The organism is Yersinia sp. J1, assembly GCF_050586585.1.
GTDB lineage: Bacteria > Pseudomonadota > Gammaproteobacteria > Enterobacterales > Enterobacteriaceae > Yersinia > Yersinia entomophaga.
Genome location: NZ_JBOBDP010000006.1, coordinates 14,506 through 26,882, shown reverse-complemented (window position 1 = coordinate 26,882; position 12,377 = coordinate 14,506). Strand labels below are relative to the sequence as shown.

Here is a 12,377-nt window from a genome sequence, read left to right as displayed (position 1 = left end):
TGTTCAAGCGGGGCTTATTTCGTTTATATGACTCATTCTCGCTGTGGAAAAAACCGGAATGTTAACCAGCCGTCGAATTACACATACTGATGCACCTTACTTTGTCGAAGTAGACAAACTGTATGAAAGCGCCTTCCCCCGCCATGAAAAACGCACTCCTAAAGCTAAAACCAGCGCGTTAAACAACGATAATTATTCGTTACTTGCCTGGTTCGACGGCGAACTATTTGTAGGAATGATTGGTTCATGGGCGTTTAACGGTTATACCTATATTGAACATCTGGCTGTCAGTAGCCAGCAACGCTCGCAGGGATACGGCAAACGCATACTTGAGCAATTTATACGACAGCATCCGGTGATTATTCTGGAGATCGACCCACTGACGACTGAAATCGCCCGTAAGCGCCTGCGCTTCTATCAAGGACTCGGCTTCGTAGAAAACAGCTTCGAGCACCGCCACCCCCGCTATCATCCGGATCTTGACGATCACGAACTGGTGGTATTGAGCTACCCAGAACCAATCAGCCAAGCTCTTTATAATCAATTTAATAATGAGCTTATCAACATCGTAATGGGCAACGTGTCGTCCCTGAGATTTTGAGAAACTCGCGGCACTATGTCGCTCAGCGCCCAACAATGAGCGATAATGCATCAAAACCAGCTAAAACGCTGAAACATTAGGCAGGCAATCAAGAAGTGGAAGGATTTACATTGACGAGCCAACGGTAATCGAGTTTAATACGCCCCGTTGCCCGGATAGCTCAGTCGGTAGAGCAGGGGATTGAAAATCCCCGTGTCCTTGGTTCGATTCCGAGTCCGGGCACCATATTTAGAGAAACCAGCCTACGGCTGGTTTTTTGCTTTCTGGCATCTGGACTCTTCATCGAACACGTTCGATTATTCGAGCCAAAGGCTCTCACCCCTGCGGGGCCGTCGCAAGCGACGTTCAAAGCCGCCTAGCGGCGTTGTCCGAGTCCGCCAATTACTCTATCGACACTGAACCTACTTCAGAGTGACCCAATAGATATTGGTTTTTAATTCAGCAGAATTAAGAACTCTACTATCTGGAAATACAGATACTGTAACAGCAATATGTAGTCTATATATTTGCATCTATGAAACCATTAATGCCATTGATAAAGCCCATTCTTTTCTGAACGGTATTGAGTTGGCGACATATTGAAATAACTTTTAAAATCCTGGCAGAAAGTACTCTGACTAGGGAACGCCATATCCTGGCTGATTTCACTCACTCTCAGATTTGTCTCTACCCGTTTATCCGCGGATAAAATAAGTCTTTTCCACCGTCTATATTTGGATAAGCTCATGCCTATTTCGCTTTGGCCTTCAAGTCAAAATAAGATTTAGAGTATCCAGCCACAGCAATAACGTCCGAGACTTTGATTCCCAGATGAATATTGACTTATACCCAATAAAAAATGTCAGGAAAACTTTTAATAAAAAAATTTTTTGGCATAGGTCATATCAAGACATGAGATTCCCTGTTGATTAAAAGAAAAACCAATATATTGTCATGAAGCGAAAACTCTCTACTTCGTATTATAAATCGAATAAATAATTATGTTAGCGGTTTATCAGGCAGCCTTAAATACCGCATTTACTCTTTCTTCCCACAGCATTACTACCGGTAATACACTCAATATTTTCAATAAATAAAAAATGTTATTAGCTGCTATATTTAAAAAATAAAAGTGGTTATCAATAAGTGACAATAAAGTTCGGTAGCCTGAATAGCAAGCCTGTCTATCAATCCAAATGAGCTACTGTTTTTAACTGACTCTCGTTATAAATACAAACTTCATCGACCAGAAAACAGTGATAAGCACATCGCTGGTAAACTCTGCAATACGGCTGTTGACGCCTCAGAGCTATAAAACAAAAAAACCCTCCAGAAATAAGGAGGGTCAGTGGAAATGACGGAACGTTGGAGGAAAAGCCCAAGCGCGGTATCTCCGCCGTGTTTTACCTGTCTGAACGCTAAATCGCCCCTAAATTCAGATATAAACCAGCAGAAAATTGTCTCTCACGCGTTTAACAAGCTGCCTCTACGGTTTCTACCTCTCTTTGTACATAACCAAGACGGATAGCATCAAGCGCAATCATTTTCTCTTCATTAGTCGGAATCACAGCGGCGATGACTTTCGACGCCTTAGTGGTAATAACCTGAGTAGCACCGCACTGTAATTGAGCATTCTTCGCTGAATCGGTCTCAAAACCAAAAACGGCCAGATGCTCCAATGTTAGCTGACGGATCAACGCCGAATTTTCACCCATGCCGCCAGTCAGGATTAAAGCATCAAACCGCCGCAGCGAACTGGCGTGTCCGCCGATATGTTTGGCAAGCCGATGTACAAAAACGTTTATCGCTAAATGTGCCCCCGCATGCCCTTCACGATAGGCTTTCTCTAAAACCCGCATGTCGCCGGATAAGCCAGAAATGCCCAAAAGCCCGGATTCCTTGTTTAATACATGATCCAAATCCGCCATATTTTGTCCGGTTCGATGCGCCAGATAAGCTAGTGCCCCGAAGTCCACATCACCGCTACGGGTTCCCATAACTAAACCTTCCAACGGCGTCATTCCCATTGATGTATCTACGCTTTTACCATCTTGAATGGCGCAAATAGATGCACCATTGCCGAGGTGCGCAATAATCAGACCATAGTCCTGCTTATCAAATCCGAGAATATCAACGGCTTTACTCGCCACATAGCGATAAGACGTGCCGTGAAAACCGTAGCGTCGGACACCTTGCTCGCGAAAATAACGGTAAGGCAGCGCGTAAATATATGCCTCCGGTTTCAACGTTTGGTGAAAACCTGTATCAAAAACGGCCACCTGCCTGATGCCTGGAAATAGCTGACGTGCAGCCTCAATACCATGCAAATTTGCGTAGTTATGTAGAGGAGCCAGTGGTGAAACTTTTTTTATCTCATCAACGACGCGATCGTTAATTAACACTGATTCACTGAATATTTCACCGCCATGGGCAACACGATGGCCGATTAAGACAATAGATTTATCCAGTCCGCACTTTGCTAACTCATCGGAAATAGCTGTCAACGCATCAGCATAATTGCCTTTACCCAGTTGAATCTTGGCGTTTTTATCAATTCTTAAAAAAGAGGCTTCGGAACCAATACCGTCTGCAATTCCTGACGTGATGGCTTCACAATTACTCAGGTTCAGGACTGAAAATTTAATCGATGATGAACCGCTGTTAATAACCAGAACCGTAGGGTTTAAAGTCATGTCATTACTCCGCCCATGTATTATTGAGGGCAAGTTGAGGGCTTTTAGCGCCATACTTAAACTAATTTGTAGACGATATTAAGAATGGTCAGTAGACCGACGAGAGTGACAAAGTAGTTTTCTGGGCGACCTCTGAATCGAGCCAGCGCTGGCAGTTTATGGATGGCATACATCGGCAGCAGACACAGCAATGAGGCGATAATTGGTGCCCCCATGGCTTCAATCAAATCGAGGATATTGGGATTGATATATGCCACTATCCAGGTCGATCCCATAATGAAAACCATGCTGATCAGATTTAACCTACCGCTGGAAACTTTGGTTTTATCACCCTGATAACCAAATTTAACAATCAAACCATTTAGGCCTTCTAGCGTGCCGAGATAATGCCCAAAGAAAGATTTAAAAATGGCAACCAGCGCAATCAACGAAGCGGCATACTCCAGCGTAACGGAGAAAGCTGACTGGCCTCCTGCCATGGCGGAAAAATGGTTAGCGAGATAGGACAGTACGGGAATATTCTGTACCTTGGCCTCTGCCATATTCTGAGGCGATAGCGCAAATAAGCAGCTAAAAGCAAAGAACATAACAACCGCGACCATTAACATGCTGGCTCTGCTAATAATCTGAGAACATTTTTTCTCAGTAAAACTACGACCGAATTCCGGCTCATATTCTTCACGTTTTGATACAACAAAAGAAGAAACGATCGGTGAGAAGTTAAAGGAAAACACCATGATGGAAATACCCAGCCACACCGTTACCAGTATTCCGTCATGTCCGAACAGAGAAATATCATTGACACCCACCTGCTCAATAACCGAGGTATTCCAGTAAGGAATCAACGAAACTGAAATAAGTACCAGGCAGGCAATAAATGGAAATACCAGGAAACTCATAACCTTAACCATGAGATCTTTGCCAAAGTAAATCACTGCGGACATTAATAGCAGTAATCCTAACGCCACCAAACCTCGGTTTAGCGGAACCAACTGAAGCTGATTTTCCCAAAAGGTCATAAAGGTGTTGGTAATAGTAACGCCGTAAATCCACAGAAGTGGGCAGATAGCAAAAAAGTAAAGGAAGGTAATAACGACGCCGCCGGTTTTACCGAAGTGCTCTTCAACCGTTTCAGTAATATCCCCTGAACAATTTTTTCCTGACAAACACAAGCGAGCCAATGAGCGGTGGCAAAGAAAAGCGATTGGATAAGCCAAAAGCAACATGATTAATATTGGAATAAGCCCGCCAATACCTGCACGAATAGGGAAAAATAGAACGCCTGCGCCTATCGCGGTGCCAAATAATCCTAAAGTCCAGGTTGTATCTGACTTACGCCACGTTTTTGTTTTGACTGGTGTTGATATAGCATTATCGATATCCATTAATAAATTCCTTATTAAGATATTTTACGAAATACTGCTTAACCCCGTAATTTGTGATACTCGTGATAAATCAATGTTGCCGCCTGATATAATGCTGACGGTCTTTTTGCCGGTGATATAGTCTTTTAACTTTCCGCTCAGTAATGCCGCTGATGCTAATGCCCCTGCACCTTCGGTTATGATTTTGTTACGTTGAATAAGGTCGATCATACTTCTTCTTATTTCATCTTCGCTGACCAAGACAATGTCATTAACCAGCGCTTTGACTATTTCAAAGGTTGCATTACCTGGGCGCGCGACATCGCAGCCATCGGCCAATGTTGAGGTTTTACGATGATTGGTAATACTACCGTTATAATAAGAGGCCGCCATGCCATGAACGTTTTCCGATTGTACGCCGATAATATTAATAGTCGGGTTGACTGATTTGATCGCCAAAGCAATACCGGCAATCAAACCACCACCGCCAATAGGAACAATCACATTATCGACATCGTAAAGATCTTCGAGTATTTCCAAACCAATGGTCCCTTGGCCGGCAATCACCTTTTCATCATCAAAGGGATGAATGAAAATTCTATTCTCCAATTCAATAATTTCACTGGCTTTGGCGATGGTGTCATTGAAGTTCTCTCCGTGCAGTATCACCTGAGCAGAATATTCACTGGTCGCCGCAATTTTTGATTTCGGCGCACAATTTGGCATAACAACTTTGCTGTTAATGCCTAACATGGCGCAAGATAAAGAAACGCCTTGTGCATGGTTCCCTGCGGAACAGGCAACGACACCCTGTTTTTTTTCTTCTTCAGTAAGTGAACTGAGTTTATTAAATGCCCCGCGAATCTTAAATGAACCGGTACGCTGCATGTTTTCAAATTTGAGGTAAATCTCACCATGGCAACGCTCGCTAAGGTAATTTGATCTCGCCAGACCGGTTTTATAGATATGCCCCTTTAATCTTTTTTGCGCGCTAATCACGTCGTTAATCGTCATTTTTAAGTCATTGTAAATTTTCATGTTTATAGCCCTGATCAATAATAATTCAAAGAATAATATATATAATAGGGCTGGATGCTACGGCACGAAAAACTGGATTAATGTGACGGAAATAGCAAAAAGAAGCGGTTGATATCTAATGAACAGTGGTTTATTTCAAGAAATGCAACGGAGTCGACATTAAGAGAGAAATTAGTTTTATTTATCTGAAAAGGTGAGGGGAATTAAATTTCACTTAAAAAACGTTTATAACCAAATAAAATAGACAGGAAAGCAGCGGAAGAGAGCCATGAGGTAAGGAATAAGAATAAATTTAATGAAAATCAAAGCCGTCAGGCCAAAGTTTTTTACTATCATAATATTTTATCGCTATGCCTCACTCAATGTTAATAAATGGTTGTGTTTATGTTTAAATATAACAAACCTACAGTTTTAACCATAAAGTCGGATAGATAATAAAATGTGATAACGATCACTTCATTATTCATAAAATTTTTCAGTAAAACACATATCGTCACATGTAAAAACAACGGAAATAGCACGGTATAAATCAAGAGCAATACTAAAAACATGCCTATTCGCTTTTATTCATTCACTTACCAAATTACACAACGCTTAACTTAAGATAATAAATATATCAAAATAAAATTAATCACCAACAACAGATAACCACCGCAAAAGTAATGTAAATTACATTTTTCACAATTAATTTAAAAACGCTGTAAGAATAATAAAATTAAACACATTATTATCATAAGCATAAATGAGCGAAAAACATAAAAATAAAATACAAATAAAAGAGAGAATAGGCACTATTAATAACGATAGAAACCGATGGGAAAACTAATGCTTGTAAACAATACTTATAAAGCACCCCAAAACTGGTCGTTGCCTAAGTCAGAAGCTCTTATTTCAGGAGGAAATGCATCTGCATCTTCAATATCTAAATTTGATATACCCAGACTAGAAGAAATAAAAACGCTTTGTGATCAAGGCTGCATAGGTATAGTGCCTGAGCATCTAATTAAATTACAGGTATTTGCTCAAGAAAATAATTGTCTGATAGGTATCAGGCCCGTGGATGTTATGGCAACAGACCTGATCAAAAATGGATACCCAACCAAGGGTTTTCATATTAAGGGAAAAAGTGCTAACTGGGGCCCTCAGGCTGCATTTATCTGCGTTAAGCAGGAGCTGAGCAAACTGGTAGATAAGCCAGATAAAATTGCGTTATTTAATCAACAAATTCAAGCCTGCATTGACGAAGGCCACGCGCAAAAAGTACCGCTGGAAATAACTGCAGCAAGGTTAGATATCTTGATGAAGAGAAATATGGTTGATATTCAGATAGATGCTAATGGTTTCCCCATTGCGCTGGATGCCCGAACCCCCAGTGGAAAACTGTATAAATTTGAGCTGATACCAGTAAAAGAACATGCGGATTTATATTTAGTTCAACATCATGGAGAGACCATTGAGGTGCTGGCACCGCCCGGTGAAAATAAAAAACCGCTGACCGCTGATTACGATTTATTGATGATTGCACCACACTTACAAGAGTACGGGGCTAAAGATAATCTCCTAATCAAAGAGGTTTCCCACGATGTATTCAAACGAAACATGGATGTTTATAAGCGTCGTCGTCATAGCGAGGTAGTTAATAAATATTTTCAGGCGGAATATCTTGATCCCGCTAAATTTTATGAGCGGGAAGACAGCAATATTGGCAATGTCTCACCGCGAATCCGCGCAATGATACCACTTATAAATAAAGCTATGGTGGGCGAGGGTGAACCGGTTGTCCATCACAGCACTGACGCAGGCAGCCCGGCAAGCGACATAGCGGCAAATTTCCCCGCGACCTTCGTGCTACCAAAGCCACTAGGAAAATTGAATGATATTTGCGTGATAAAAAATATAGATGAATTTAAGGAGTTGATCATCGCCGCTAAAAACGAAAACTATTACATTCCGGTCAATCCACTATGGCCAAATGAAGTGACAAAAATACGTAGCGAGAGTTTTTCCTCCGTTATTCGACGTTTTAGTCGTTAAAGTAATAAATACGGATGATTTCTAACCTTTTATATATGACGTCTATTTTCCAAGGCGAATTTTTTTATTTATTCGCAGGTTTTTCGCACATTAAAAGCCACCTTCAAAGAAGGTGGCTAACCGACGATGAAATTACTTCGCTGGGCTTAGGGTAAATATTTTTGGGTTTCTTCCTAACCATTGAGCGGCTAGTGCATTGACCTGTTCTGGCGTCACCGCTTCCAACTGCTCTGCCTCTTGAGCCAGCAGGGCGAAATTGCCGTCATCACTACCAACCTGAGCCAAGGCATCAGTCCAATAACTGGCACTGTTTCGCCCTTCTTCCTGCTCAATTCGCCAAGCTTTTTTGGCTTTACTCAGCTCTAGCGGACTGATTCCTTCTTCTGCAACCTGCTTCAGCACTTTCTGCGCCAACTGCGCCATTTCTTCTGCCCTTTCTGGCGCAGAGGTAAAGTTCAATCGAGCCAAATAATAAGGCGTTGGCAACTTGGCTACCATTTGGCTAAAGCCCAGAGTATAAACGCCGCTGGCCTGTTCCCGCAGCGCATAGCGCAAGCGTAGAGAAACCACTTTATCCATCAGTTGTAAGGCTAGCTGATTCGGCTGTGACCAGACCGCATACGATGAGAATTGCATACTAACCATAGTCTTAGGACTACTGGCTAATGGGTAGTCCTTCGACATTGCACGATTCAGCGGCTTAATGCCCAAATCACGCCAATGTAGTCGCTGCTCGGTAGCAGGAATACTTCCCATCCAACGTTCCACCAGCGTTTGCAACTTCCCTTCATCCAAAGAACCGCTAATAGTTAGTGTCATATCCTGCGTGGCGGAAAATAGCTGACGATGGCGTTGCTCTAGCCCTTTTATATTAAAGTCGCGCCACGGCCCGTTAGCTGTCACCAATAAGCGATCCCCATGTTGATAGCCTTCCTGAGTCATGCTATCGAGAAAACGGCGCTCTACCGGTTGCTTATCAATGCCCAAAGCATAGGACTGCTTCTGCCGCTCCAGCTTTTCGCCGGAAAACTGAGGCGCAGTCATTTTCAAGTGCAGCAATTGCAATAGGGATTCCAAATGTGCCGCTGGCGCAGAGCCGCGTAAACCGTGGAATAACATCTCGTCGTAAGGCGTCAGCGCCAAATCCTGCTGTTTACTCAGTTGAGCCAACTGGCGCGAGCTGTATTTTCCGTAACCGCTGGCTTCCGGTAAGCGCATCGCCCAGCTAACCTCACTGACCTCATTCTCATCTTCCAACGAACGCCCACCGGGAATACGTAATGAAATCTGCACATTATCTTTCATTCCCGCGTCCGATTTAACGATCACCCGCATTCCGTTGCTCAGCGTCCACAGTTGTGTATTGGCGATAGGCAAAATCTGGCGCTGTACAACCCTCCCGGCCACCGGCGTATCTAGCGTTAAAGTCACCGCTTTGGGTTTTAGGGTGAAAGCGCCCAGCTGGGTTTGACGAGTTGCGTTCCACAACGCCGCGATAGCTTTACTATCCACCTGTTTTTTATCCGTATCTGGGCCAATTAAAGCTAATCGTACTGAAGCGGTATCCAGCAATTCCGCCACCTGCGCCTGAACGTGCTGCGGGCCAATCGCGGCCAGCCAGGTTTCCGTCATTGCTAGCTGCTGCTGTTTATCCAGCATCGGTAAATTGAGTTCAACCGCCGTAGTAAGATTATCTGCAAGATAACCAGGCTGATAACGGCTTTCACCGGCAGCCTGCTGACGCAGTTTGGTTAATATTTGCTGACGCGCTGCATTCAGTTCTTCTGCACTCACCGGCGTGCTGGCCATGCGCTGTAGCTCGGTAAATAGCTGTTTCAGCGTTCCGTTGTAATCACTCCCCTGCGGGCGAGCGATTAATAAATGCTGAATACGCTGATTATCCAGCAAAGCGGGCTGCTGATTAATGCTGGCAACCGAGAGCATCTCGTTATCCACCAGCAATGATAAGCGCTGGTTAAAGATGGTCAGCCACAAAGTATCCAGCAAATCTCGCCACTGACCGTTAGCGCTATTTAAGGAAACCGGCAAATCACGCTGTAACCCCAACTGAATAATGCGCGAGCCTTGTTCTGCATCGAATAATTCACTGATTAACATGCCAGGCTGAGCCGCAAATTTCTTCCAATCTGGATTATCCTGAGCCAACGGCTGGGTAGCTGGAACGGAGAATAACCCAGTAATTTGTTTACGCACTTCCGTAGATTTGAAGTTTCCGACAATCACCAGAGCCATTCGCTGCGGCTGATACCATTGTTGATAATAAGCCACGGCTTCAGATACCGGAGCATGCTGTACCACATCCAGCAAACCAATAGGATCGCGTTGTGCATAGCGGCTACCGTAATACCGTAGTTGCTCCAGTGACTGGTTAATACGGAAACCCACGCCCTGACGCAAACGCCACTCCTCCACAATCACTGGCCGCTCTTTATCAAAAGCTTCGGGTTCAAAACTGATACCTGTCGCCCAATCGGACAAAATCCGCAGCCCGAGCTGAATTTGCTTTTCCTCTGCGTTAGGCAGAGAAAGCTTGTAAGTCGTGGCATTCAGACTAGTCACTGCATTAACGTGACTTCCCAAGGTAATACCTTGTTTTTCTAGTGATTTAAAACTGGAGGTGCCGGGGAAATTACGCGTACCTTTGAACGCCATATGCTCGACAAAATGCGCTAAACCACGCTGTTTTTCACTCTCTTGCAATGAACCACTGTTCACCAGCAGCCGCATTTCCACGCCCGGCTGCGATCGCGCTAGCAAATAAACCTGTAGGCCGTTATCCAGCGTGAAGTGCTGCACATCACTGCGAATCGGCAAAGACTGCCCGTCAGATAGCTCGGTTTCACGGGTTGTCGGCGCGCAGCCCAACAATACGCAGACAAGCGACACAAGCACTAGTCGGTTAAACATGGTGTAGCAACTCCTTGAGAAAAAACAGATTTTACATCCAGATACAAGCGATGGTCGGCGAGATCGGCCAGGAATGTCTGGTGACTTACCAGTAAAATGGCGCTGTGCGGCAACGCCGAACGCAGCAACCGCAGCAGATGGCGCGCGCTGGATGCATCCAGCGCCGAGGTGGTTTCATCCAACAAAATCAACCTTGGCTTATTCAATAACAAACGGGCAAACATCAGCCGCTGCTGTTCGCCGCCGGAAAGGCGCTGTTGCCACGCCGTCGATAAGGCCAATTGATAAATGAACTGCGGCAAACCAACCTGTGTCAGGACGTCCCGATACTGTTCATCGCTAAAAGCACTGCGATCCGCTGGATATGCCAGTAAATCGTCCAATCGCTCATGCGCCAGATATAACCGCTGCGGCAGCCAGCTCACGCTGGCGCTGCGGGTAATCTGCCCGCGGTAATGTGGCCAATGGCCGCTGAATGCACGTAATAACGTGGATTTACCAATGCCGGATCGTCCCTGAATCAGCGTCAGGCTACCTGGCGCAGCCTCTACGAGGATGCCTCGCAGCAGTGAATTTCCATCGGCAGTTTGTAAATTCAAGCTGGCCCGTAGCGGCATCGCGTCGTCCGAAGCCGTTTCTACCGGGCTGGACGGCTCCGCTTCCAGCAGCACCACAAAGTTATACAATCGGGTTACGGTGGCCTGCCAGGCGGCAATGTCCCGATAGGAGAAAATGAACCAGCCTAGAGCACCCGCCACCTGAGCGAATGACTGACGGATTTGCATCAATCCGCCCAATAACAGTTCACCGGCGAGGAATTTTGGTAACGCGAAAAAAATCGGCGCCAATGCGCTAAGCTGCTGATAACCGACGGTGAAGAACGATAGGTTTTTCTCATAGCGAATCAGCTGATACCAGTTATCGGCAATGGCGTGAAAACGCTGTAGCAAAGCCGCTCGCTCGTGCAATTCGCCGCGTTGGCCAGCAATAGCGTCGCTGGCTTCCCGTCGGGCAATCAGCCCACTGCGGTAATCGGCCTCACGACGCTGTTTTTCCATATTGAGCTGACGCAGCGGATAGCCGATCCAGTGGGTCAGGCCAATGCCAATCAAGGTGTAGAAAATACACACCCAGAACATGTAACCAGGAAGGGTGAAACTGTGGGACGACAGGGAAAAATTCAGGCTGCCAGAGAGTTGCCATAAAATGGCGGCGAACGACACCAGCGTCAGCATGGAATGCAGGAAGGTAATCAACAGACGCAGGCTAGATTCAATCAGCAAACGCACATCCTCGGCAATTCGCTGGTCTGGGTTATCTGGCTCCAATGCGTTGATTTTCAGTGCATAGTGTTGCCCGTTGCGAGAAAGCCAGCGTGCCAGAATATATTCGGTCATACCGATACGCCAACGCATGATTAGCCGTTGCTTCAAATAATCCGCAAACACCACCACCAGAATCAAAGCGCTAACCAGCACGATAAAATGCTGGAGTAACTGATAGAGAGCCTGGCTGTTTAGCTGCTGTAGCGCATTGTAAAAATCGCCGTTCCACTGGTTAAGACGCACATTAAACCAAACCGATGATAGGCTGAGCACCAGCACTATCGCCAATAGCAACCAGGCAAACCATGCGGTGCCAACGCCCCAAAAAGGCCTAGCGAGATAACAGAACTGTTTTAACGTTTTCATCAATCAACCGATCTTGTACTGACCTAAAAACCAAAACGTCTGGCTGCCT

Annotated in this window: 8 protein-coding genes and 1 tRNA gene; 3 read left to right on the top strand and 6 right to left on the bottom strand. The window is 45.0% G+C overall.

The annotated features are described in order from the left end of the window. Positions 1 to 58: 58 nt before the first annotated feature. The gene (locus ACQ4OC_RS10995; protein ID WP_430971171.1) at positions 59 to 601 is read left to right on the top strand and encodes a GNAT family N-acetyltransferase; all 543 of its coding nucleotides are present in this window, start codon (positions 59 to 61) and stop codon (positions 599 to 601) included. 149 nt (positions 602 to 750) lie between these two features. Further along, a tRNA-Phe gene (locus ACQ4OC_RS10990) sits at positions 751 to 826 on the top strand. A 298-nt stretch (positions 827 to 1,124) separates the two neighbouring features. Here ACQ4OC_RS10990 and ACQ4OC_RS10985 read toward each other — a convergent pair. The 4 genes from ACQ4OC_RS10985 to tdcB form a co-directional block, all read right to left on the bottom strand. Further along, the gene (locus ACQ4OC_RS10985) at positions 1,125 to 1,328 is read right to left on the bottom strand and encodes a helix-turn-helix domain-containing protein (RefSeq protein ID WP_071889804.1); all 204 of its coding nucleotides are present in this window, start codon (positions 1,326 to 1,328) and stop codon (positions 1,125 to 1,127) included. A gap of 724 nt (positions 1,329 to 2,052) precedes the next feature. Beyond that, entirely contained in the window at positions 2,053 to 3,273 is a 1,221-nt protein-coding gene (gene tdcD / locus ACQ4OC_RS10980; RefSeq protein WP_430971186.1) for a propionate kinase, read from the bottom strand. Between the two features lie 56 nt (positions 3,274 to 3,329). After that, on the bottom strand, positions 3,330 to 4,658 hold the full coding sequence (gene tdcC, locus ACQ4OC_RS10975; RefSeq protein ID WP_064514720.1) for a threonine/serine transporter TdcC: 1,329 nt from the start codon (positions 4,656 to 4,658) through the stop codon (positions 3,330 to 3,332). A 24-nt stretch (positions 4,659 to 4,682) separates the two neighbouring features. Beyond that, positions 4,683 to 5,675 carry a bifunctional threonine ammonia-lyase/L-serine ammonia-lyase TdcB gene (gene tdcB / locus ACQ4OC_RS10970; RefSeq protein ID WP_064514723.1) on the bottom strand — a complete coding sequence of 331 codons (993 nt, stop codon included), beginning with the start codon at positions 5,673 to 5,675 and terminating at the stop codon, positions 4,683 to 4,685. An 825-nt stretch (positions 5,676 to 6,500) separates the two neighbouring features. Between tdcB and ACQ4OC_RS10965 the strand changes: the two genes are divergently transcribed. Continuing rightward, on the top strand, positions 6,501 to 7,709 hold the full coding sequence (locus ACQ4OC_RS10965) for an anthrax toxin-like adenylyl cyclase domain-containing protein (RefSeq protein WP_084414380.1): 1,209 nt from the start codon (positions 6,501 to 6,503) through the stop codon (positions 7,707 to 7,709). A 132-nt stretch (positions 7,710 to 7,841) separates the two neighbouring features. On the opposite strand, the gene ACQ4OC_RS10960 is transcribed toward ACQ4OC_RS10965, so the two are convergent. Together ACQ4OC_RS10960 and ACQ4OC_RS10955 are read right to left on the bottom strand one after the other, a co-directional pair. Beyond that, positions 7,842 to 10,637: a M16 family metallopeptidase gene (locus ACQ4OC_RS10960; protein ID WP_430971170.1), complete on the bottom strand. Its 2,796-nt coding sequence runs from the start codon at positions 10,635 to 10,637 to the stop codon at positions 7,842 to 7,844. Further along, positions 10,622 to 12,328 (bottom strand): ABC transporter ATP-binding protein/permease, encoded by a 1,707-nt coding sequence (locus ACQ4OC_RS10955; RefSeq protein WP_120806874.1) that lies wholly within the window; start codon positions 12,326 to 12,328, stop codon positions 10,622 to 10,624. Before ACQ4OC_RS10955 ends, ACQ4OC_RS10960 begins: the two co-directional genes overlap by 16 nt. Positions 12,329 to 12,377: the final 49 nt, after the last annotated feature.